The following is a 22086-nucleotide window of genomic DNA, read 5'->3' as shown; positions in this document are numbered from 1 at the left end:
AAACCAGCTAAATCTGCCGAAGCTTCAATAAAAGGTTTCCCGTTCGACTTGCATGTGTTAAGCACGCCGCCAGCGTTCATCCTGAGCCAGGATCAAACTCTCTGATAAAGTGTTTGATGCACTCAAGACAACCAACTAGCTTAGTTATCTCTCGTTTTACTGTTTTAAGGTTTTGTTCTTTAAAAAGAAACAATGAAGTTCGATTCACTAGATTCAAACTTCGCTTGCGCTCGTTTTCATCAAGTTCCTTCGAACCGCATTCTCACTAAACTCACACTTCGTTTTCACTCGTGTTCGTTAAGTGTTCATTGTGAATTTTCGAGAATCGTATGTGTTTCACTGTTTAGTTATCAAGGTTCTCTGTCTTTCGACAGCTCGTTTATTTTATCACTGTCATTTTCGTTTGTCAAGAACTTTTTAAGTTTTTTCAAAACTTTTTAAATGACTTTTTGTGATTCGTCGTTGCATCAGCAACTCGTTTACTTTATCACATCCAGCAAAGAATGTCAATAAGTTTTTTTCATTTTCTTTTAGCTTTTTAAAAGTATCAAAAAGAAAAATCCGCTTCATATCGAAGCGGATTAAAGTATATCATTATGCTTTCTCTGCGTCAAGTGTTTTTTGTTATTTTTTGTAAAATACATCCATAAAGAAGTTTACCAGTACATCATGCTTATATAATGCCTGCAAAATGCTGTCTTTTTCAACCAGTTCCAGGCCGCTTTTTCCAATATCACTGCTGCATAATATCGTTAGAAGTAAAAGTGCGATCCAGATAAAAAGAATTCCCTTCGCTACACCGACAATGCCTCCTGTCAGCCGGTTTGCGCCACTGATAAGCGGCAACCCCGCAATCATATCCAATACAAGCATTGCCACACGTAACATCAGATTCGCAAGCGCATAGGCAAGCAGATACGATAGTCCGTTTATAATTGCCCGCGCCAGATACTCCGAGACATAGTCTCCAAATGTATCGACCGCAAGATATTGATAGGCTTCCTTTGTATTGTTAGCCGCCAGATTTTTTTGCAGTATTTCCGGAAGAGGAAGCTGACTGATCAGGCCGTCTTCCGTTTCTTCATCCTCTCCGTTACCTTCCGTCGCATCCTGACTGTCAGAAAACTCGCGACAGCTCTCCTGTATTTTATCATACAGAGAAGTTTTTTCCATAAGGAATGTATTTACATACGGATTAATCGTCCATGCAAGCGCAAGCGCAAGAAAGACAAAGAAAATTGAAACAATTTCCTTTATAAATCCTCTTCGATACCCTGTATATCCGGTAAAAAGCAGCACTCCGATCGCAGCAATGCCTGCCCAAGTCACATTCATAAGCCACCTCTCAGCTGAGTTTGATCACATCAACTCCATTATCAAGAACCAGAAGATATCTGTTCCAGCCTGTTTTAATAAAGTCGCTGATTGTGCCATCCACTGTGCCACTGTACTTTTCGACACCCCTGCTGTTCATCACACTGATCTGAGAGCTGTTGTACAGAAGTATGTTTCCGCCGCTGGCCTTGATTGTTGTATACGGAATATTGAATTTCTTTTCGAACTTCAGACTTCCATCCGTCGAATAACCGCGCATGGTATATGGTTTATCTTTATCTCCGTTTTTGAACACCAGACCGATGATATTATCGTCATAAAATGTGCTGACGATTTCTTTATCAACTTTAATTGTTTCAACTTCTTTCGGAATCTGGCTTCCTTTATAAAGAGTAAAACCGTCATCCCGAATAGCTGCCGAACGATTTCCATCCAGATACATGATCTGTGGAATCACCACGCCATCATACGTGTAGCCACTGACAATACGATCATCTTCACTCTGTCCGACATCTCCAAAGTTATAAAAAGCAACGTAGCTTGTCGTTTCACTTCCGTCAACAAACTGATAAGCAACCATCATAATGTCGCCGCTGTCCGATACTGCCACATCCAGTGGATAGCCCGGATCTGCAAGATGTGTCTGGTTCTCTGCGATCAGCGTTCCATCAGATCCGTAAAAATTAATCCACGTTGCATCACCGCCATCAAGAATAGCCGCAACCATGCCGCTGGATGACACTCTGGCTTTTATGATATTGTAAGAAGTTGTCACGCTGCCCGTCTCGCCATCTTTGTCAAACATTTCCAGAAGTGTACCGTCCTGATCCGCTATAACAGCCCGATCATCCCTTACATCCGCCACCGGGTTCTGCATCTCATACAGCGTACTCCAGTAAGTATCCATAGTATCACTCACAAGTGAGGCCCCGTCCGGACTGTAACGCAGAATTTTGCCCGACATCTCCGCATAGTTAGTTGCCACAACATCCTCCTGCTCGCTCGCAGACAGAATTTTGTAATTATGGTAACTTCTCTTTTCCATGTAAAAGAAAAAGAGCGTCGCAACTGCTGCCACAGCCACAACAGTCATCACCGCACGACGTATTACTGCACTCCGGTGCTTTGACAGCCGTTCCTGATAGGCGTCTTCCGGCGTTCTGTTCTGCCGGCTCTGTTCCATCTTTGCGCGTTCAGCTTGAAGTTTTTTCTTTTTGTGTTTCCTTTTTATTTTTTTGATTATATTTGCCATTTTTATCCTTACCTTATAATTTGGTATTCTGTGCATTTTCTTCTGTGCATTCTGTCTGGCAGAATGTCAATATTTTTATTATATCAAATTTTTTTCGGCAATACAATTACGGCAGTACAATTATCTGTCCCGGATAAATAATTTCATCTTCTGTAAGTCCGTTCGCCTGACATATTTCCGCCACTTTTTCCATCGTTCCATATTTCGTTATACTGATCTGATAGAGCGTATCCCCCGGTTTGATCACATAGGAGCTCCCGGTTCCGGCCACCGTCTCAGCCGTACCGTTTCCTGCAGTATCAGAACTTTCTGCCGCTGTGCCTGTTTCAGCTGCCAGTTCCTGCCGCACACGCTGTTCTGCCTTTCTGTCATCAGATTCTTCTCTGTATATCTCACTCTCTGTTCTGGTTCCCGGTGTCGGAGTGATATTTTGCCTCATTGCCGATGTTGGCGTTGGCTTCACCTTTTCCTCTGCCCGAGGTGTTACACTTACTTTCGGTTTTGTTGTTACCTTTGGTGTTTCTGTGATCTTCGGTATCTGTGTCGCTGTCGTTTTCACATTTTTAGTTTTCTCCTTTATAACAGCAGATGTAGTCTCCGTCACTTCCTGTGACATTTTATTACCATTCGAATAATTCTGGTAAAACTGCACTCCGACTGTCAGCACAGCCAAAGCAAGGCACGCTGTTGCCGCATAAGAAAACATCGATGTCCTGCCCCCGTCTTCTTTTGGATGATCCGAGTGTTTCTTCTGAATAATCTGCCGGAATGCACGCACAGCATCATCATGTACTTCTTCCTCCTGTGGCGCAGATAATTCCGGATTTTTTTCTATCATATAATTTTGCATCTGCAGATTTTTTTCATAATAAATATAAAATCCGCTCTGTTTTACCATAAAGCTGTTTTCATAATGAAAAAAAGCTTCTTCGTTTTCCACCGGGTCCATCAGCATCAGCACTTTTTCTCCTCCGAAATGCTTGAGATGTATGCGAAGAATCATTTCCGTCACTTCCATCTGCTGCATCCTGCCCCCAAGAAACCATCCGACAATTTCTTCCCCTTCAAAATATTTTTCGGCATCCTCATGAATCTGCTGCCACATGGCATCTGTAAACTCAACGTGTTCCCGCGAAATTTCTCCGCCTGAAACAAGCACTGCACCTCTGATAAAAAGACAGCATGTCCCGGCATCCCATTTCGTCTCCCCCATAAAAACAGCCAGATGGCGTTCTTCTTCCTCTTTATTCTCTCCGGAAGCCGCGGCACGCCCCAGAAATGTATACACATAATCTTCCATATAGACCCTGTAATTCTGATCTGTCGTTCCTATCTGCCGTACATTTCTGGGCAACTGAAAAATCCCTTCATTTCCTTTTGCATGCTGCTTTTCGTCCTTGTAGACAACCTCTATCATGTCATATCACCCCTTCAGGCACCAGAATAGCACAGGAAAGTTGCGGATTTTAGCAGAATCTAAGAGCGCAGCAAAAGAATTTAGCGACATATTTTGCAGTGCGCATATTTTTTTCTCAGGAGGATAAAATAGAAAATAAAAGATGCGGAGATAAAGCTATGACTTTTTATATAGATACACGCTATGCAAATTGTTCCCTTGAAATTTGCAGGCTTTTAAAAGCATGCATTCTCGAACAGACGCTCGAGTGGTCTGAAATTATATTTTTGTGCATCGGTACAGACCGTGTCACCGGCGACTGCCTCGGTCCCTATATCGGTGCGCAGCTCAGCAGCCATGTATTCCCGATGGTTCATGTATACGGTACGCTTTCAGCTCCTGTTCATGCGCTCAACCTTACCGATACCATGCAGGAAATACAAAAGTGTCATCCCGGCAGTCTGATCATCGCCATTGATTCTTCACTTGGACAAAAAAAGCACCTCGGGTATGTGACCATTTCAAATGGCGCACTCTACCCGGGTGCCGCTGTTCATAAAAAGCTGCCGCCTGTCGGACATATTCACATTACAGGAATTGTCAATGTCTCCGGTGTTCTGGAACATCTGACACTCCAGACGACACGTCTGTCCACCGTGATCTCCATTGCCGATCAGATCACTGATGGTATTTTGTATATGATACCGCTGATCTCAAAATGCGGATTTATACAAATTCTTTGACCTGTTTGTAGATACCCTCTGCGTCCAGGCCATATTTCTCAAGAAGAGCTACTGCCGGACCGGATTCTCCGAATACATCATTGACACCGATACGTTTTACCGGTACAGGTGCTTTCTCGGAAAGGCATTCGCATACAGCTCCACCAAGACCGCCAATCACAGAATGTTCTTCGACAGTTACAACTTTGCCGGTTTCTTTGGCTGCTGTAACGATCAGATCTTCATCCAGAGGTTTGATGGTATGGATGTTGATCACTTTTGCATCAATTCCGTCTGCAGCAAGTTTTTCTGCTGCTTCAAGGGATGCTGCAACACAAAGGCCGTTAGCAACAATTGTTACATCTTTTCCCTCACGAAGAACGATTCCTTTGCCCATTTCGAATTTGTAATCTGGTCTGTCGTTGATTACCGGAACAGCCAGACGTCCGAATCTCATATATACAGGTCCTACATATTCATATGCAGCTTTGACCATAGCTTTTGCTTCGATGTCATCAGCAGGGCTCATGACAACCATACCCGGGATTGCTCTCATAAGGGCAAAATCCTCGCAGCACTGATGAGTCGCACCGTCTTCACCAACGGAAATACCACCGTGAGTTGCGCCGACCTTTACATTCAGATGTGGATATGCAACGGAATTGCGAAGCTGTTCGTAAGCACGTCCTGCTGCGAACATTGCAAATGTGCTGACAAAAGGTACTTTACCGGTAGTAGCAAGACCTGCACCGATACCTACCATATTGCATTCTGCGATACCACAGTCGATGTGACGATCCGGAAATTCTTTCTTAAACATTCCTGTCTGAGTAGCTGCAGCAAGGTCAGCATCCAGAACAACAAGATCATCGTGTTCTTTACCAAGTTCTACCAGAGCGCTTCCGTAGCTGGCTCTTGTGGCGATTTTCTTTACTTCTGACATAATGCTTCACCTACTTTCTCCAGATCTTCCATTGCCTGTGCATACTGCTCGTCGTTCGGGGCTTTTCCATGCCATCCGACCTGATTTTCCATAAAGGAAACGCCTTTGCCTTTTACGGTCTTCATGATAATGGCTGTCGGCATTCCTTTTACTGTTTTTGCTTCATCGAATGCAGCCTTGAGCTGATCCATATCATTTCCGTCTGTAACATTGATCACATGGAAATTAAAAGCTTCAAATTTCTTGTCGATCGGATACGGTGAGCATACTTCATCCACCTGACCATCGATCTGAAGTCCATTGTTGTCTACGATCACAACAAGGTTGTCCAGTTTGCGGAATCCCGCAAACATGGCTGCTTCCCATACCTGGCCCTCCTGGATCTCACCATCACCAAGCAGAGTATACACTCTGTAAGATTCGTTGCTGAGTTTTGCGGAAAGTGCCATACCTACTGCAGCAGAGATTCCCTGTCCCAGAGAACCGCTGGACATATCAACGCCCGGAATATGTTTCATGTCCGGATGTCCCTGCAGATAAGATCCGAGATGGCGAAGTGTCTTGAGGTCTTCTTTCGGGAAATATCCTCTCTCAGCAAGTGCAGAGTAAAGTCCCGGTGCAGTGTGACCTTTAGAGAGGACAAAGCGGTCTCTGTCTGCTTTCTTCGGATCTTTCGGATCAATGTTCATTTCTTCAAAATACAGGTATGTAAATAAATCTGCTGCTGACAGGGAACCGCCCGGATGGCCGGCTTTTGCAGCATGAACAGCGGTAACGATGTCTTTGCGGACTTCGTTCGCAATTTTCTGAAGTTCTAATTTCTCCATGATGTTCAATTTCTCCTTTTAATAGTTTGCAACAAACTTATGCTACAATTAATTTCCGCACTCGTCAAGTAATATGTACCTAAAAAGCTTTTTATTGCATTTTTATTTGTCACCGAACACTGCTTTATAATCTTTCTGGAATTTTTCGATTCCAGCATCTGTCAGAGGATGTTTTGTCATCTGCTCGATTACCTTGTAAGGAACTGTTGCAATATCAGCGCCGGCAAGAGCACACTCTGTTACATGGATCGGATGGCGAACGCTCGCGCAGATGATTTCTGTAGTAATTCCTGCAACATCAAACATTTCAACGATCTGGCGGATAAGCTGAAGTCCATCCGTAGAAATGTCATCCAGTCTTCCGAGGAACGGAGATACATAAGTAGCGCCTGCTCTTGCAGCAAGCAATGCCTGATTTGCAGTGAAGATCAGAGTAACATTTGTTTTGATTCCTTCTTTGGAAAGAACTTTAACAGCTTTCAGACCTTCTACTGTCATAGGGATCTTAACAACCATGTTCGGATGGATTTTAGCAATCTCACGGCCTTCTGCGATCATTCCTTCAGCGTCTGTAGTAGTAGCTTTTACTTCACCGCTGATCGGTCCGTCTACGATTTCTGTGATTTCTTTGATTACTTCGTTGAAATCTCTGCCTTCTTTTGCGATCAGGGATGGGTTGGTAGTAACACCACAGATAACTCCCATGTCATTTGCTTTACGGATATCGTCTACATTCGCTGTGTCAATAAAAAATTTCATTGTGAAATACCTCCTGATTTTTGCGTTTTTGCTTGATATTTTTATTATAACAGACTAAAAATTCAGGTCAAGGCGGAACATAATTATTAATTAATTTTCTATTAATATCTTTGTATTTATAAATTGTATTATAGCGTTTTCTCCGCATTTGCAAATATAAAAAAGCCTGAAAGTACGGTTTTTCACGTTTTCTTTCAGACTTTCATTCGATAATATTAATAATAATTTTACCGTTCAAATTTATTTTCTTTTTTTCATATTTGCATATGCTGTCGTTTTTCTGGTGATCAGCTTCGGTGTGTACTCGATATTATAAAGGCTGGTCGGCTGTAATCCCGTATAAAACTGATCATTTATCGCAATCTTACGGATGATGATATCGCAGGCATCTCTGCCCTTCAACGCAACAAAATGATCGATCGTTGTAAGCGACAGCCTTCGGATACCGGAGTAAAAAATATCGTCGCAGCCGATGACCGACACGTCCTTCGGTACACGGATACGCAATTCTTCCAGCGCATCAATCGCGCCCAGTGCCATCATATCATTCTGACCTGCGATTGCGGTGAATTCTCTGCCTTCCCTGATCAGATCCATCGTAAGCTGATATCCCATCGAGTATTCAGAATCCATCCTCGGCAGTCTGCGGTCAACCGCCTCATCTGCCGCTTTTATCAGAACATGTCCGCCTAATCCTTCTTTTTCATATTCTTTGACAAATCCGTCAATTCTCCGGGAGCGCTGCCACTGGCGACGCGTAAGCGGTGGTGTGATAAAAGCCACATCCCTGTGACCGAGATCCAGAAGATGCCTTGCCATCAGACGCCCCACCATCGTGTTATCCTGATTAATTGCATCTACGGTTGTCGTCTTTTCTTTATTGCTGATGATAACAAGTGGTATCCTGCGCGCCAGATCCTCGACTTTTTTCTGAAAATCCGGATGCGGATTGCATGCATAAATAATTCCCTGCGGATCGATCGTACTGATCATCCTGAGATATTTTTCTTCCTGTCCGGCATCCCTCTGCGTGTTGCAGATAAAAACACCGTAGCCTTTTTCGTTTGCTACGGATTCGATACCCTGTAAAAGAAGGACGTAATATGGGCTTGTCAGCGTCGGACAGATCACAACGATCAGTTTTTCCTTTTTGGTACTGTTTTTATTTTTGCGGTGAGGAAGTTCGTATCCCAGCTCCCTCGCAGCGCGTTCTACCTTTTCTACAGTTTCCGTCGAAAAAGACACATCATTTCTCCTGTTCAGTATCATGGATACCGTAGCCTGAGAAACCCCTGCCCTCTGTGCGACCTGTGAAGAGGTTGGTTTTCTTTTTGCCACTCTCACGTCCTCCTTCTGTCATTGCAGTCTATATCAGAGATCCACTCTGCCTTCCAGTGCACGCAGAAGTGTTACCTCATCAATATATTCCAGATCACCGCCGACCGGTACACCACTTGCGATCCTGCTTACCCGGATCCCGGTTGGCTTGATCAGCTTACTGATATACATTGCCGTCGTCTCACCCTCCAGACTGGAGTTTGTCGCAATAATCACTTCTTTGATGTCTTCGCTCTGAAGACGCTGCATTAGCTCTTTGAGCCGGATATCATCCGGCCCGATCCCGAGCATCGGAGAGATTGCACCATGGAGCACATGATAAACGCCCTCATATTTACCCGTTTTTTCATATGCGGCAAGATCTCTCGTATTTTCTACGACCATGATCGTACCTGCATCCCTTTTGGGGTTGCTGCAGATCGGACAAAGTTCCTGATCTGTCAGCGTACAGCATTTTTTGCAGTAGCGGATCTTTTCTCTCGCCCCGGTGATGGAAGAGACAAGCTGTTCTACCTGGTCTTTTGGCATGTTCATGATATGAAAGGCCAGACGCTGTGCCGACTTCGGTCCAATCCCCGGAAGATGCGAAAGCTGCTCAATCAGCTTATTGATGTGCGTACTGTAGTATTCCATCAGAAAGGAAGACCTCCGCCTAAACCGCCGAGTCCGCCTGTGAGTTTGGACATTACCGCTGTTGTTTCTTCTTCTACTTTACGAAGTGCTTCGTTGGTTGCTGCAACGATCAGGTCTTCGAGCATTTCAATATCATCCGGATCTACAACTTCTTCGGAAAGTTTCACACCGGTCACTTCACGTTTACCGGATACAGTTACTTCTACAGCACCGCCACCTGCAGTTGCGGTAAATGATTTTTCTTCAAGTGCTTTCTGGTTTTCTTCCATCTGACGCTGCATTTTCTGCGCCTGTTTCATTAAATTATTCATGTTTCCCGGCATTCCCATGCCCGGAAATCCTCCACGTTTTGCCATGGTGATATCCTCCTGATAAAAAATTAATCTTCTTCTATTACAACATCCATGTGAATATTGTCACGTATTGCCTGATCCACCGTAATCTGCGAAAGATTCGTCTGTTGATGATCTTCGGCTACAAGCATATGAAGCTCGATACTCTTGCCAAGCTTCTGCTCAATGATGGACTGCAGTTCTTTTTTGGCTTCGGAATCATCCGGATAAAGCCTGCCAAGCGGGGTCTGAAACTCCACATAAAGAATCGGCTCACCGGTCTCTCCGTTGTATTTCGGCACGGACTGCAGAAGTGCCTGTTTGAAAGCGGCTGTCGTCTGTCCGATGATCATCTTCCAGCTTGCCACGATCTTCTGCAGATCTTCCGGTGCTGCTTTCTGCGGTGGCCGCTCTGCCAGCTTTTCCGATTCGGCGCTGCCTACTCCCGCACCGGCACTCTGCACGATCACCTGCTGCACCGGGCGCTCGTCAATCTTCTGTTCGAGTACACGGATACGGTCCAGCACAGAATCCAGATTCGTCTCCATTGCCGGACGACACAGTTTGATCAGCGCAATCTCAACAAGCACACGCTTCTGCGTTGCGAAGCGGATCTGATTGGAAAGATCTGAAAAAATACGGATATAGCGCATCAGCGTATCACTGTCCGTCATTTCACTTTCTTCTTTCAATAATTTCAGATTTTCGGAGGAGACATCGATTGCCTCCTCCGGATTGTCTGAAGTCTTCACAAGAAGCAGATTGCGCATATACCATGTGAAATCGCCCACAAACTGGCTGAGTTCTCTGCCTCCGACGATCAGATCTTCAAGGATCCTGATCGTGGAAGTTACATCACCCGCCAGAACTTTACGCAATAATTTGCTGAATACTTCGGTATCCACGGCTCCCAGAACATCAAGGACCTTGTCATAAGTCAGTGTCTGTCCCAGATAAAAAGCAATACACTGATCCAGAAGGCTGAGTGCATCTCGCATGGAACCGTCACCGGCTTTTGCAACATAACGAATTGCTTTTTCCTCAGCTTCCACGCCCTCCACCTTAAGAAGTTCGCTCAGGCGTGCCGCGATCGTGTCAATCGAGATTCTGTGAAAATCATATCGCTGGCAGCGGGACAAAATCGTGATCGGAATCTTGTGTGCCTCTGTCGTTGCCAGAATAAAGATGACATAAGACGGCGGCTCTTCCAGTGTTTTCAGAAGAGCATTGAATGCTCCTGTAGAAAGCATATGCACCTCGTCAATGATATACACTTTGTATTTACCTTCTGTCGGACGGTAAGTTACTTCCTCACGGATCTCACGGATATTATCCACACCGTTGTTGGAAGCGGCATCAATCTCGATCACATTCATCGATGTGCCTGCCTGAATGGCTTTGCACATCTCGCATTCGTTGCACGGGCTTCCGTTAATCGGATGTTCACAGTTCACGGCCTTCGCCAGAATCTTTGCCACCGTGGTCTTACCGGTACCACGCGTACCGCAGAAAAGATACGCGTGTCCGATACGATTGGCATTGATCTGGTTCGTCAGCGTCGTTACAATATGGTCCTGCCCTTTGACATCTGCAAAATTATCGGGCCTGAATTTTCGGTACAGGGCAGTATAGCTCATGAATACACTCCTCTCCTGTCACTGCAGGAATTTATTTTAAAATAATCTGTTGGTATGTCTCAGTCTCCAAAACTGATTCCAATCTGTTTGGCAGCTTTGACGATCTGGTCTTTCGGTGAAACCATCTTAAGCTTGCCAGCACAGTCTGCAAGCGGGACTCTCTTGATCTTGCCGTTGATAACACCGATCATGATTCCGTATTCTCCATCAAGGATTGCTTCTGCTGCCCCGGCACCGATTCTGGTAGAAAGTACACGGTCATACGGGCATGGTTCGCCACCACGCTGGATATGTCCGGGAACAGTTACGCGAACCTCACTTCCGATAACCTGGTTGATCTGATCCGCAATCTCATAGGAAACAGACGGATATTTCTTTGCTCTTGCTTCGAGTTTTTCTTTGTATTTTTTCTTCGGAAGTTCTGCATCTTCTTTGGAAATTGCCCCTTCGGCAACGGCAAGGATCGTAAAACGCTTGCCTGCTTTGTTGCGTTTCTCGATTGCTTCGCAGACCTTCTTGATGTCGTAAGGAATCTCCGGAATCAGGATAATATCCGCACCACCTGCAATACCTGCATGAAGTGTCAGACTTCCAACCTTATGTCCCATGATCTCAACGATAAATACACGACCATGTGAAGTTGCTGTTGTATGAATACAGTCGATTGCATTTGTAGCGATATTCACCGCACTCTGGAAACCAAAAGTCATATCGGTTCCGAAGATATCATTGTCGATCGTCTTCGGAAGATGAATGATATTCAGCCCCTCTTCACGGAGAAGGTTTGCTGTTTTCTGTGTACCGTTACCACCAAGGATCACGAGGCAGTCCAGGCACAATTTATAATAAGTCTGCTTCATGGCTTCAACCTTGTCGAGACCTTTTTCGTCCGGCACGCGCATCAGCTTAAACGGCTGACGGGATGTACCGAGGATCGTGCCTCCACGAGTCAGGATGCCGGAAAAATCCTTCGAACTCAGCATCCGGTATTTGCCATAGATCAGTCCTTTATACCCATCATCAAATCCATAAACTTCAAGGTCATCCACTGCGTTTGACAGTGCCTTTACCACACCTCTCATAGTAGCATTCAGCGCCTGACAGTCACCACCGCTTGTTAATAAACCAATTCTTTTGATCATAGTACACTTCCTCCTTACTGTGCACATCTGCACAAAGTGGTATGCCGTTACCGCCCGCTTTAAGGCGGCACCCATATTTGTCGTTACTGTTCACTCCGTTCACAGCAACTATTTGTCTACTATTATATAATACTTTACCCCCACTTGACAAGTATTCAAAAATCGTCTATACTTAAAGTCCGCGCAGCCGGGGAGATAGCGGTGCCCTGTACCTGCAATCCGCTACAGCAGGGGTGATGCCAATCTGAGGTTTGTCTCCTGTAGAGCTGCCCTTTATAAGTGGCGTTGACGTTTGGGTCTCACGCAACAGGAATCTGTGAACCGTGTCAGGGCAGGAATGCAGCAGCACTAAGCAGAAGCTCTTGTGTGCCGTGAGGGTGCCTGGGCCGAGTTAACTGTAAAGGTAACGTCCATGGGAACATTTCGAGGTGCGGCGCGCGGAAAAAAGATGATTATATACTCTGTGGATATCATTTCCACGGAGTATTTTTTTATCCGTAAAAGAAGCATACAGAAAAACACCCTCCCTGCCGGTTCAGCCCGACAGGGAGGGTACACATTCATATGGTCTTCTGCTCAGTGACCGGTCCGCTTTTATTTGCAGATCTCAGCAACGACCTGATTGATCAGCTTACCATCTGCTTTGCCTTTCAGATCTCCCATAACTGCTTTCATGATCTGGCCTTTGTTCTTTGTTGCAAGAACTTCGGCAAATTTTCCTTCGAGATAAGTACGGATCTCGTCTGCGCTCATCTGCTGCGGTGCATATTTCGCAATCACATCATATCTTGCCTGATATTCTGCGCGAAGGTCATCACGGCTTTCCGGGCAGGTATCCAGCTGCTCTTTTACGGTTTTCATTTCTTTCAAAATCACACGATCAACAAGTGCTTCCGGCACATCCTCCCGGCAGCCTTCATCGATGGCAGCTTTTTTGACTGCGGATACAAGAGAAGAAACTGCATCCTTTGTCGTTTTATCTTTTGCTTTCATGGCTGCGACCATATCTTTTCTTAATGCTTCCAGTGTCATTTCAAAATTCCTCCTCGTTCATTAAATTGTTATCATCATATCACTTTTCCGGCAAAAAACAAGTGTTCAGACGTTTATCTGTCCCCGTCCGCAGCTTCCTGTGCCTGCTGTTTTGCCAGCATTTTCAGGCGTTTTTTCTTTTCACGAAGCTCTTTAAAAAAATCCGAGAGCATGGTAGAACATTCTTCTTCCAAAACGCCCCGAGTGATCTTTACTTTATGGTTAAAACCTTCCACCTCCAGAAGATTCAACACCGATCCTGCACATCCTGCCTTCGGATTCATACTGCCGATCACAACTTCATCGATTCTTGACTGCACCAGTGCACCGGCGCACATCTGACACGGCTCAAGTGTCACATACATGGTACATCCTTCCAGACGCCAGTCACCAAGTTTTTTGCTTGCTTTTCGTATTGCATTGAGCTCCGCATGAGACAAAGTATTTTTGTCTGTATTTCTGCGATTGTAACCTCTTGCAATAATTTTGCCGCCCGAAACGATCACGCACCCGATCGGTACTTCCTCCAGTGCGCGGGCCTTTTTGGCCTGTCGGATGGCTTCTTTCATATATTTTTCCTGTTCTGTCAACGGAACTTCCTCCAAATTGCAATTCTTTCTGACTATTATCCAGTATAGTAAATGCCGGTTGCAAAATCAATGAGGAAAAATTAGAATAGAGCTATAGATTTCAATAGACAGGAAGTATGAACATGCCTAAAATACACGGTTTAAATAAAACAACTTTACTTGATTATCCCGGTCGCGTTGCCGCAACCGTTTTTCTGGGGCACTGCAATTTCCGCTGTCCGTTCTGCCAGAACAGTTCCCTTGTGTTAAATCCTGCCGAAGAACCTGAGATTCCCGAAGAAGAGGTTCTTTCTTTCCTGAAAAAGCGTCAGGGAATCCTCGAAGGTGTCTGTATCTCCGGCGGCGAACCTACGCTTGCCCCGGATCTTGAAGATTTTATACAAAAAATCCACAATCTCGGCTATCCGGTCAAACTTGACACAAACGGCACGCACCCGGAAGTTTTAAAAACTCTTGCCGATAAGGATCTGATCCAGAAAGCTGCTGTGGACATCAAAGCCTGTCCGGAAAATTATCCCTCTCTCTCCGGCATGCTGCATCCGCCGCTGGACGCAGTCCGTGAAACGGTTGATTTTCTGCTTCACGGAAATCTGGATTATGAGTTTCGGACAACTGTTGTCAGAGAGCTTCACAATGAAGAAGATTTTGTCCGCATCGGTAAGTGGTTAAAAGGGGCCAGCGGCTACTATCTCCAGGCATACAGGGACTCCGAAGAAGTCCTGCAGCCCGGTTTCAGCAGCTATTCTCTGGAAGAACTGGAACATTTTCGTGAAATTCTTTTAACAACCATTCCCGTTGTCGGAATTCGCGGAATCGATTAGACGGTACCAGTATCCGCCTTTTCCGCCCGGCACCTGAATCTCGCTGCTTTCTTTGAAATACGGAAAACCAAACATATTCGCCATAAACCGCTCCTGCTGGTCGTATCGTCCCGGTACGCCGAGTACCGGCTGACCGCAGTGGTTCCTGCACAAAAGAAGATGTCCGAAATGATAATAGCTGTACTGGACGAAACGATTGTTTCGCAAAGGGCAGGTTCGCCGCCCCATATAGCAGAGATCCTGCGGCAAAATTTTACGACAGTCATGCAATTCCCCATCCTGAAACACATCACATGGAGTTCCGCATCTCCTGGAGTTCTGAGACTTTTGCTCCTGTGGTTTTCGATCCGGTGATTTCTTCTCCTGCGCATTCATTACTTCCTGATCCGTCGATACTGTTTCAGAATTTTGAACTAATGTACTGTCCGGCTCTGTCACTGACTGTGTGTGGAGTTCCTGACTCTCCGGGGTCTTCACTTCTGTCTGTGCAGCGTCTGCTTTCTGCTTCTCTATGTCTGCTATTTCTGCAGCTGACTTATCTTTCTTCGGATATTCTTTATCTTCTTTGCTTTCTGTTCTGCTATTTTTTTCATCTTTGCCGGATTTCACCGTCTCATCAGTTTCTGCCTTTCCATCTGACGCTGCACTTTCCGACATATTATCCTCTATTCTCGGAACAACCCTGAATTTTTCTGGTCGGATTGGCATATCATCCCACTCTGTTCCGAAAAATCCACCCTGGTCAGTCGTAATGATCATTCCTCCCATTTCCTCCAGGGAATGTTCACTGTCCCCCATATGTTCAACAGAGCTCTCCAGTATGCAATTAATCTCTTCTTTTGCTGTCTCACACACACCAAGAAGGATTCCGTCTATACCTTCATCTTTCCGGACAAATCCATAAACACTGCATTCTGAGCCCGAAACCAGTCCCGGACACAGAAGATGCAGTTCTATCCTGCATACATTCCTCCATGCTTCAATCCGCACGAATCCACAGTTTACCCCTTTTTTGTCTTTTCGGTATTCATACACATATGCTACAAAACGCCGATACGCTGCCAAACAGCTCCCTCCTGCTTTTTATTTCACAAGAATCTTATTCTCTTTCCAGAGAATATATGCCGCTCTGATCCAGTTTTTCAGGGATTTCTGCATTTTCATATCCAGCATTTCTCTACTGTCCGCAAAGCCGATACATCCTGGATACTGCGGATAAAATCCAATAAATTTTCCATCAGCCCCATTCTTTATCTCATAATCTTCTTCAAACAAAGTCTCGCAAAATGCGTCTTCTTCAAGTATTCCTTCATCATATAGCCGACACAGCCCGTCCATACTCTTCGGGTACAAGTTCTTTTCCATATTTCCCAGACCGGTACAGCTCACTTTTTCACGTTTATCCACAATCTCCCCACTTCGTTCCCATTCTCTGTAGATATCCAGAAAATCCGCTCCATCTATACCGTATATTGTTTTCATAAACTTCACATACTGTAATACAGGTTCTTTCAAGTCCGCATTGTTCTGTGTTATGACGCAAAGCTGTGCAATTGCTTTTCCCCAGTCCTTATTCATTTTTTCTCCTCCACACGTCCATACAAAAAAACTTTCACCGTTAGCTTTTCCTTTGTGCTACAGCGGCAAATGTTTCCTTATTACGAAACATTATAACGAAATTCCTCGATATCATCAATACATAGATGTTTCTTTATTACGAAACATCAGGATATGGGGATAATTATGATACAGAAAATCAGAATGGACATGAGCATTGGCAGCAGCATCCAGAAGATGCGCTACCAGAATAAACTCACACAGGAGCAGGTAATTGCCCGCATGAATCTGATGGGTCTCCCAATCTCCAAAAGCAGTTATGCCAAGATCGAAACCAACCGCATGAACATCAGGGTAAGCGAGTTGATGGCACTGGCAGATATCTTTCACTGCGAAGTGGGGGACTTTTTCAAAGATCTGATCAAATTAAAATAAATTTTTCATTCTTTTTTTGTTTTTTATAATTTTCTCTTTTTCTTTAGTCCATTATGGACTTCCGTTATCAAAAAAACAGACACTACCTGTTTGTACGCAGATAATGCCTGTTATATCAAAACTGCTCTAACTTCTTACGGTCGCCGTATCGACTTCCGCCGGTGTTTCTTTGCTTCGTAGAGAAACTGATCTGCTGTCGCGATCACCTGTTGGATATCCGTCTGCGGCCCGGAGCAAAACTCAGCGATTCCGAGAGAGATCTCCACCAGAAACGGTTTATCTGATTTTTGATTAAAATATGTGTAGGCGTCTTTCACACGTTTGCGGAATGTTTCCTGATACCCTTTTTCGGTACATTTCAGAAGAATCAGAAATTCATCTCCGCCCACACGCGCCAGAACGTCATCGCTTCGAATACATCCTCTCAGAATCTCCGCCACACTTCGAAGTGCAAAGTTTCCTGCCGGATGTCCCCAGTTATCATTGATCTCTTTCAGATGGTCAAGATCTCCGCAGATCAGATAAGTGCGCTGTCCCTGTTCTTCATGACAGAATTTTTTTGCTTCTTCTGTAAATCCTCTGAGATTCAAAAGGCCGGTCAGCTCATCATTCGCAGACATAATACCCAGAATCCGATTACGTTCCCGGATCATTTCAAGGTCTTTTGTCATCTCGCGGCGTCTCGCCGCTTCTGCCTTGCTTATTTCAAGATAACGGAGAGAAAGCCCGATCTGCAGACTGATCACATAGAAGAACGGAAATTCTTCCTGCTGAATATCACATGCCAGTAAGCCATACTGTCTTTCGCCGGAAAACAGCAAAAAAATCATAAACTGATGTCTCTCTCCATCCTCCATAAGCTGACAGATTCCACCTTCTTTTGAAACCGGCAAACGGTCATAAAGATGAAATGCATCCACTTCTTCTTTTTTGTAATATGCTGCAAGACGCAGATTTTCCGGACATTTCCACTTGTCATCTTTGCGATAGACTACAGGCTCGTCCAAAAGGAAAAGATAAGTACATTTCGTCCGAAGTTCCCGCATATTTTCCATCGCTTCCAGAAGAAAAGCATGTTCATCATCCATGCAATCATTTAAATTTCGTGCAAGAGACGGAATAAACCAGGACTTTCTCTGAAAATTGATCAGTTCCAGTTTCATATTCGTAATGGTACGGTTTAATTTATGTATCTGATCGACAAAATTCAGTGGTGTATTCGGTGTTTTGCCGTTTTTTTCCTGACATCCGCAGGACTCCCTGATACACAAAGAAACCGGGACACGTCTTGACAGTGCATCCTTTCCGTCAAGCTTATAAATCAGATCGTAGACCGCCATTCTGCCCATCAGAACACCATCCTGCACAACGGTTGTAAGTGCAGGGTCCATGCCTGATGCCCGCTCGCAGTCATCAAATCCGGTGATCAGGATATCTTTTCCCACTTTCAGTCCACGCTTTTCGCATACACGGTAACCGGCAAATGCCATTTCATCGTTGGCAAATACAATTGCCTCGGCATTCGGATTATCATCAAGTAGCTGATTTACCTGACGGTCAACAAACTCGGAATAATCACCCTGTGCAATCATCTTGTCACTGACCGGAAGATGATATCTTTCCATCATTTCAAAATAGGCAGCTTTCCGCTCTTTTGCATCGGTATTCTGTGCCGGTCCGGATACAAAAAGAATATTGCTGCAATGATGTTTCTCAATCAGGTGCGCCATAACCAGCCGGATTCCCTGTTTGTTGTCACAGATCAGTGAATGGCAGTTTGGCTCATGCACGATTTCTGTGAGAAATACTGTCGGAATGGAATTAAATTTCAGCGCAAACCGCTCGGCGCTTTCGTTTTTCAGCTGAAGCCCGAGTGTACCATAATTGATGATCAGCCCGTCAAGTCCACCTATCAGACTGTAATCGTGAATCGTATTAAATTGATAGTCAAAAGAATTCTTATGTGTTCCGCCAAGCATATCCTCGAAAAAGTCTTTTGTCTGCGTTCCGAGAAAGAAACAGACATTAGCATCCAGTTCTTCTGCTGCCTCTGCAATTCCAAGGATGTGTTCCTTCGGAAAATATGTATGTACACCACCAATCAGAATCCCAATATTATATCGCCTATGTTCTTTCATGTCAGACACTCCTCTGAATGAATATACGCACACATTTTTGTATATTATACCAGTAAATCGTCGATCTGACCAGTAGATATTTAGTACTTTTTAGCAATATAATACGAGAGCGGAAATTTGAATTTTGATTGGAAAATGAAACGTTTTTGTAATAATCCGGAATTTCCATGTGGCATTCTGCTGTGAAAGATGTGTTTAAGGCGCGAAATGTTACATGTTTGTTACAAAATTAAAATGAAAGTGTTGATTATTTACGAAAATGTGTTATACTTAGCGTACAAAATATTTAAGAGGTGTTATTTTATGAAAAGCAAAAAAGTTCTTTCACTGCTTCTTGCATGTGCAGTGACCATATCTATGGGAACAACCGTATTTGCTTCCACAGAAGATCAGATTGCAGCAGCACAGGAACAGAAGCAGGAAGCGCAGGCAGGGCTTGCTCAGGCACAAGCGAACATCAGTGACCTGGAAAGCAAGAAACAGGAGCTTGAATCTTACCTGTCAGAACTGAATACTCAATATACAGAACTTACAGACAGTATTTCACAGCTCAGCGTGGAAGCCGCTGAAAAAGAAGAAGAGCTGAAAAATGTGCAGGCAGAGCTTGAAAAAGCAAAGCAGGATGCACAGGATCAGTACGAAGCCATGAAGATCCGTATTAAATATATGTACGAAAATGGCGGAAGCACAATGCTTGAGCTTCTTCTTTCTTCAAATAATCTTTCTGATTTCTTAAACGAAGCAAGCAACATCGCATCTATTTCTACATATGACAGAAATATGCTTAAGAAATATGAAGAAACACAGGAAGCAATTAAAACCCAGGAGGCACAGGTGGAAGAAGAATCTGCTTCTATCAGCAATCTTCTGACAGAAAAAAGCTCCAAACAGCAGGAAGTTCAGAATCTGGCATCCACTACCAGCGACAATATCAGTTCCTATGTAAACCAGATCAGTGCAAGTCAGGATGAGGCAAGCGCACTGATGGCACAGGTAAACAGCGCTGACAGCAGCATTTCACAGCTGATGGAACAGGCAGAGCAGGAACGTGCAGCAGAGGAAGCTGCGGCAGAAGCGGCTCAGGCAGCGGAAGCAGCTCAGACAGAAGATACTGATGCAGCTGATGAAGGTGACAGCACAGAAGATAGCTCTGAATCTGTTGATACAACTGAGGATACATCCTCAGACAGTACAGACAGCAGTTCTTCCGATGAAGTCTCTGCGGATACTTCAGTTGCGGAGGACACATCCTCAGACAGTACAGACAGCAGTTCTTCCGATTCCGGTTCTTCCAGCCAGGGAAAATACCTTGGAAACTTTATGCTGACAGGATATTGTAACTGCGCACAGTGCTGCGGAACAGCAGGAAATGCAACTGCAAGCGGTGTTATGCCGACAGCAGGACATACTGTAGCGATGGCTGGTGTACCTTTTGGAACACAGCTTCTGATCAATGGTACCGTTTATACCGTAGAAGATCTTGGAACTCCTTATGGACATGTTGACATTTACTGTGGCAGCCATAGCGAGGCACTGAGCTTCGGATTACAGTATGCGGATGTGTACCAGTTAAATTAAAGGGGAATTTTAATATATACAGAGAACAGCAGGCCATGAAGGTCTGCTGTTTTGCGTTACATTATTTTAGAGATATGGTGTGCCTGGAATTTCCGGATAGGAACCCATGCCGATCAGAAGTTCCAGACCAATCTGGCGAGCCTCAAGTACAGCCGCCTTAACTGCACTGGCATCACCGGAGATACCGAGGATCACTTCATTGGAATGACTGGTTCCGATGCTTGGTGTCATATAGCAGGTAATATTTACTGCGGAGGCCTTCATTGCGGTGTCCGCCATCACAAGACCGATTGCAGCCGGGGAGCCTGCCATGAATCCGAATGCTTCGCCGGGTACTGCATGAAATGCTTCCTGTAATGCAGCGCCTGCACTTGCGGAGTAAGTAAATTCCAGATGCCCTGATTCGCTGATATAAAGTTCGCCTGCATTTTTCTTTGTAAGTTCCAACGCAAGTTCAATCGCATGGCGCACATCTGAAACATCATTTCCGCCAATCACAATATAGTTTCCGTGACCGCCCCAGCCTTTGGTATCACGCGGGAATTCAATGGAAAGCACATCTGTGTTGGTTGCTTTTACTGCATCATCGATCGCTGTGATCTGTCCTGCAGCTCCCGTCCTTGAGCTAAACAGTCCGAGCGCATGATATTTGGTACCCACATTCATTTCTTTTAATAATGTATCATCAATTCCGGAAATCACCAGTCCAATCGTATCAAGGACGGTGGTTCCCACAAATTCTGTCCGTGTACAATGTGTACTGATACTTTTTACATCAATCATGAAAAAACTCCTTTCTGTTCTGATATTCATATTGAATCATCAGGAACAGATCTTTGATATAAATATAACGTATTATGTACTCGTTTGCAAGAAAGAACACCATTAAAACCTGCATTGAATATACTTTTAAATTTTTTTAAAAAAATTCAAAAAAAGTTGTTGACATTTGTATTTCACTATAATATAATATGTCTTGCGTCAAGCGACAAAGCAAAATCAAATAACGAAGTGTGGCTCAGTTTGGTAGAGCGCTGCGTTCGGGACGCAGAGGCCGCAGGTTCAAATCCTGTCACTTCGACTACTTGGCAGGGGCGCCGAAATTCTTGAGAAATCAAGGGTTTCGGTGTTTTTTATGCTCAAAAAAGAGATTCCAAAAAACGGGTGAAAATCATCGGTCACGAATTTAGTCACGAATAAAACGCCCGGGTATGAACCATCTCTTACTTCAAACATAAGCGATCTTCTTCACCCGGGCATACCTTCTCTTTATTTTGTTATTATTTCTTTATTTAACCCTTATCGCAAAACCTTCCGGTTTACTCTGCAGCTTCCACTGCTTCAGCAGGCTCTGCATCCAGCATCTCCTGGTATTTGCCGAGGATCAGTTTCTGGATCATGTCTCTCGTACCGGAATTGATCGGATGTGCAATGTCTCTGTACTCTCCGTCTGTAGCCTTGCGGCTCGGCATAGCGATAAACAGTCCTTTTTCGCCTTCGATCACTTTGATGTCATGAACTACAAATTCCTCATCAATCGTGATAGAAACAACTGCTTTCATCTTTCCCTCTTTTGCTACTTTTCTTACACGTACGTCTGTAATATTCATCGTGTCTGC

22 protein-coding genes, 1 tRNA gene, 1 rRNA gene and 1 other RNA gene are annotated in these 22086 nt (G+C 44.5%); 6 read left to right on the top strand and 19 right to left on the bottom strand.

The window, feature by feature from the left end; translation table 11 throughout:
• From H8Z79_RS14440 to H8Z79_RS14425, 4 genes are all read right to left on the bottom strand, one after another.
• A 16S ribosomal RNA gene (locus H8Z79_RS14440) occupies positions 1 to 108 on the bottom strand; the annotation flags it as partial.
• Between the two features lie 516 nt (positions 109 to 624).
• Complete coding sequence (locus H8Z79_RS14435; protein ID WP_015540818.1) at positions 625 to 1335, bottom strand: CvpA family protein; 711 nt, start codon at positions 1333 to 1335, stop codon at positions 625 to 627.
• A 10-nt stretch (positions 1336 to 1345) separates the two neighbouring features.
• Positions 1346 to 2587 (bottom strand): DUF5711 family protein, encoded by a 1242-nt coding sequence (locus H8Z79_RS14430; RefSeq protein WP_118041657.1) that lies wholly within the window; start codon positions 2585 to 2587, stop codon positions 1346 to 1348.
• Positions 2588 to 2693: 106 nt separating this feature from the next.
• Complete coding sequence (locus tag H8Z79_RS14425; RefSeq protein WP_118050214.1) at positions 2694 to 4004, bottom strand: LysM peptidoglycan-binding domain-containing protein; 1311 nt, start codon at positions 4002 to 4004, stop codon at positions 2694 to 2696.
• 158 nt (positions 4005 to 4162) lie between these two features.
• On the opposite strand from H8Z79_RS14425, the gene yyaC reads away from it, so the two are divergent.
• Positions 4163 to 4726: a spore protease YyaC gene (gene yyaC, locus H8Z79_RS14420; protein WP_015540815.1), complete on the top strand. Its 564-nt coding sequence runs from the start codon at positions 4163 to 4165 to the stop codon at positions 4724 to 4726.
• Here the strand turns inward: yyaC and H8Z79_RS14415 are convergent.
• The 8 genes from H8Z79_RS14415 to H8Z79_RS14380 all read right to left on the bottom strand — a co-directional run bounded on the left by H8Z79_RS14415 (position 4710) and on the right by H8Z79_RS14380 (position 12316).
• Entirely contained in the window at positions 4710 to 5648 is a 939-nt protein-coding gene (locus H8Z79_RS14415; RefSeq protein ID WP_015540814.1) for a transketolase family protein, read from the bottom strand. The two genes, yyaC and H8Z79_RS14415, sit on opposite strands and share 17 nt — an antisense overlap.
• Positions 5636 to 6478: a transketolase gene (locus tag H8Z79_RS14410; RefSeq protein ID WP_334291031.1), complete on the bottom strand. Its 843-nt coding sequence runs from the start codon at positions 6476 to 6478 to the stop codon at positions 5636 to 5638. Before H8Z79_RS14410 ends, H8Z79_RS14415 begins: the two co-directional genes overlap by 13 nt.
• A 99-nt stretch (positions 6479 to 6577) precedes the next feature.
• Positions 6578 to 7234: a fructose-6-phosphate aldolase gene (gene fsa / locus H8Z79_RS14405; protein ID WP_015540812.1), complete on the bottom strand. Its 657-nt coding sequence runs from the start codon at positions 7232 to 7234 to the stop codon at positions 6578 to 6580.
• 240 nt (positions 7235 to 7474) lie between these two features.
• Positions 7475 to 8572, bottom strand: coding sequence for a LacI family DNA-binding transcriptional regulator (locus H8Z79_RS14400; RefSeq protein WP_118041075.1), 1098 nt, complete (start codon positions 8570 to 8572; stop codon positions 7475 to 7477).
• A 33-nt stretch (positions 8573 to 8605) separates the two neighbouring features.
• Positions 8606 to 9205 (bottom strand): recombination mediator RecR, encoded by a 600-nt coding sequence (recR, locus tag H8Z79_RS14395; RefSeq protein ID WP_118041077.1) that lies wholly within the window; start codon positions 9203 to 9205, stop codon positions 8606 to 8608.
• Entirely contained in the window at positions 9205 to 9561 is a 357-nt protein-coding gene (locus tag H8Z79_RS14390) for a YbaB/EbfC family nucleoid-associated protein (RefSeq protein ID WP_015540810.1), read from the bottom strand. Before H8Z79_RS14390 ends, recR begins: the two co-directional genes overlap by 1 nt.
• 23 nt (positions 9562 to 9584) lie before the next feature.
• Positions 9585 to 11174: a DNA polymerase III subunit gamma/tau gene (gene dnaX / locus H8Z79_RS14385; RefSeq protein ID WP_118041079.1), complete on the bottom strand. Its 1590-nt coding sequence runs from the start codon at positions 11172 to 11174 to the stop codon at positions 9585 to 9587.
• Between the two features lie 59 nt (positions 11175 to 11233).
• A complete protein-coding gene (locus tag H8Z79_RS14380; protein ID WP_015540808.1) occupies positions 11234 to 12316 on the bottom strand; it encodes a 6-phosphofructokinase in 1083 nt (360 codons plus the stop codon).
• A 179-nt stretch (positions 12317 to 12495) separates the two neighbouring features.
• Here H8Z79_RS14380 and ffs point away from each other — a divergent pair.
• Positions 12496 to 12757, top strand: an RNA gene (gene ffs, locus H8Z79_RS14375) — signal recognition particle sRNA large type.
• 153 nt (positions 12758 to 12910) lie between these two features.
• On the opposite strand, the gene H8Z79_RS14370 is transcribed toward ffs, so the two are convergent.
• Entirely contained in the window at positions 12911 to 13348 is a 438-nt protein-coding gene (locus H8Z79_RS14370; protein ID WP_015540807.1) for a GatB/YqeY domain-containing protein, read from the bottom strand.
• A gap of 74 nt (positions 13349 to 13422) precedes the next feature.
• Positions 13423 to 13938, bottom strand: coding sequence for a tRNA adenosine(34) deaminase TadA (gene tadA, locus H8Z79_RS14365; RefSeq protein ID WP_118041081.1), 516 nt, complete (start codon positions 13936 to 13938; stop codon positions 13423 to 13425).
• 122 nt (positions 13939 to 14060) lie between these two features.
• On the opposite strand from tadA, the gene H8Z79_RS14360 reads away from it, so the two are divergent.
• Complete coding sequence (locus H8Z79_RS14360) at positions 14061 to 14759, top strand: anaerobic ribonucleoside-triphosphate reductase activating protein (RefSeq protein ID WP_118041083.1); 699 nt, start codon at positions 14061 to 14063, stop codon at positions 14757 to 14759.
• Here the strand turns inward: H8Z79_RS14360 and H8Z79_RS14355 are convergent.
• Positions 14718 to 15824: a hypothetical protein gene (locus tag H8Z79_RS14355; protein ID WP_118041085.1), complete on the bottom strand. Its 1107-nt coding sequence runs from the start codon at positions 15822 to 15824 to the stop codon at positions 14718 to 14720. The two genes, H8Z79_RS14360 and H8Z79_RS14355, sit on opposite strands and share 42 nt — an antisense overlap.
• Positions 15825 to 15842: 18 nt before the next feature.
• Entirely contained in the window at positions 15843 to 16337 is a 495-nt protein-coding gene (locus H8Z79_RS14350) for a hypothetical protein (protein WP_118041087.1), read from the bottom strand.
• A 168-nt stretch (positions 16338 to 16505) separates the two neighbouring features.
• Between H8Z79_RS14350 and H8Z79_RS14345 the strand changes: the two genes are divergently transcribed.
• Entirely contained in the window at positions 16506 to 16751 is a 246-nt protein-coding gene (locus H8Z79_RS14345) for a helix-turn-helix domain-containing protein (protein ID WP_118041103.1), read from the top strand.
• A gap of 134 nt (positions 16752 to 16885) precedes the next feature.
• On the opposite strand, the gene H8Z79_RS14340 is transcribed toward H8Z79_RS14345, so the two are convergent.
• Complete coding sequence (locus tag H8Z79_RS14340; RefSeq protein WP_118041089.1) at positions 16886 to 18889, bottom strand: diguanylate cyclase domain-containing protein; 2004 nt, start codon at positions 18887 to 18889, stop codon at positions 16886 to 16888.
• 303 nt (positions 18890 to 19192) lie between these two features.
• On the opposite strand from H8Z79_RS14340, the gene H8Z79_RS14335 reads away from it, so the two are divergent.
• Positions 19193 to 20467: a PcsB-like coiled-coil domain-containing protein gene (locus H8Z79_RS14335; protein ID WP_118041091.1), complete on the top strand. Its 1275-nt coding sequence runs from the start codon at positions 19193 to 19195 to the stop codon at positions 20465 to 20467.
• Between the two features lie 66 nt (positions 20468 to 20533).
• On the opposite strand, the gene pduB is transcribed toward H8Z79_RS14335, so the two are convergent.
• Positions 20534 to 21250 (bottom strand): microcompartment protein PduB, encoded by a 717-nt coding sequence (pduB, locus tag H8Z79_RS14330; protein WP_015540801.1) that lies wholly within the window; start codon positions 21248 to 21250, stop codon positions 20534 to 20536.
• A gap of 224 nt (positions 21251 to 21474) precedes the next feature.
• Between pduB and H8Z79_RS14325 the strand changes: the two genes are divergently transcribed.
• A tRNA-Pro gene (locus H8Z79_RS14325) sits at positions 21475 to 21548 on the top strand.
• A gap of 238 nt (positions 21549 to 21786) precedes the next feature.
• Here the strand turns inward: H8Z79_RS14325 and spoVG are convergent.
• On the bottom strand, positions 21787 to 22077 hold the full coding sequence (gene spoVG, locus H8Z79_RS14320) for a septation regulator SpoVG (protein WP_118041105.1): 291 nt from the start codon (positions 22075 to 22077) through the stop codon (positions 21787 to 21789).
• Positions 22078 to 22086 lie beyond the last annotated feature (9 nt).

The sequence above is a fragment of the Blautia intestinalis genome, assembly GCF_014297355.1.
GTDB lineage: Bacteria > Bacillota > Clostridia > Lachnospirales > Lachnospiraceae > Blautia_A > Blautia_A intestinalis.
This window is presented reverse-complemented; position numbering and strand designations above follow the sequence as displayed.

What these genes read in the sequence shown, in the direction of transcription:
- H8Z79_RS14435 (WP_015540818.1), bottom strand. Translation starts at nt 1,335, where the DNA reads ATGAATGTGACTTGGGCAGGCATTGCTGCGATCGGAGTGCTGCTTTTT.
- H8Z79_RS14430 (WP_118041657.1), bottom strand. Translation starts at nt 2,587, where the DNA reads ATGGCAAATATAATCAAAAAAATAAAAAGGAAACACAAAAAGAAAAAA.
- H8Z79_RS14425 (WP_118050214.1), bottom strand. Translation starts at nt 4,004, where the DNA reads ATGATAGAGGTTGTCTACAAGGACGAAAAGCAGCATGCAAAAGGAAAT.
- yyaC (WP_015540815.1), top strand. Translation starts at nt 4,163, where the DNA reads ATGACTTTTTATATAGATACACGCTATGCAAATTGTTCCCTTGAAATT.
- H8Z79_RS14415 (WP_015540814.1), bottom strand. Translation starts at nt 5,648, where the DNA reads ATGTCAGAAGTAAAGAAAATCGCCACAAGAGCCAGCTACGGAAGCGCT.
- fsa (WP_015540812.1), bottom strand. Translation starts at nt 7,234, where the DNA reads ATGAAATTTTTTATTGACACAGCGAATGTAGACGATATCCGTAAAGCA.
- recR (WP_118041077.1), bottom strand. Translation starts at nt 9,205, where the DNA reads ATGGAATACTACAGTACGCACATCAATAAGCTGATTGAGCAGCTTTCG.
- H8Z79_RS14390 (WP_015540810.1), bottom strand. Translation starts at nt 9,561, where the DNA reads ATGGCAAAACGTGGAGGATTTCCGGGCATGGGAATGCCGGGAAACATG.
- dnaX (WP_118041079.1), bottom strand. Translation starts at nt 11,174, where the DNA reads ATGAGCTATACTGCCCTGTACCGAAAATTCAGGCCCGATAATTTTGCA.
- H8Z79_RS14380 (WP_015540808.1), bottom strand. Translation starts at nt 12,316, where the DNA reads ATGATCAAAAGAATTGGTTTATTAACAAGCGGTGGTGACTGTCAGGCG.
- H8Z79_RS14370 (WP_015540807.1), bottom strand. Translation starts at nt 13,348, where the DNA reads ATGACACTGGAAGCATTAAGAAAAGATATGGTCGCAGCCATGAAAGCA.
- H8Z79_RS14360 (WP_118041083.1), top strand. Translation starts at nt 14,061, where the DNA reads ATGCCTAAAATACACGGTTTAAATAAAACAACTTTACTTGATTATCCC.
- H8Z79_RS14350 (WP_118041087.1), bottom strand. Translation starts at nt 16,337, where the DNA reads ATGAATAAGGACTGGGGAAAAGCAATTGCACAGCTTTGCGTCATAACA.
- H8Z79_RS14340 (WP_118041089.1), bottom strand. Translation starts at nt 18,889, where the DNA reads ATGAAAGAACATAGGCGATATAATATTGGGATTCTGATTGGTGGTGTA.
- H8Z79_RS14335 (WP_118041091.1), top strand. Translation starts at nt 19,193, where the DNA reads ATGAAAAGCAAAAAAGTTCTTTCACTGCTTCTTGCATGTGCAGTGACC.
- pduB (WP_015540801.1), bottom strand. Translation starts at nt 21,250, where the DNA reads ATGATTGATGTAAAAAGTATCAGTACACATTGTACACGGACAGAATTT.
- spoVG (WP_118041105.1), bottom strand. Translation starts at nt 22,077, where the DNA reads ATGAATATTACAGACGTACGTGTAAGAAAAGTAGCAAAAGAGGGAAAG.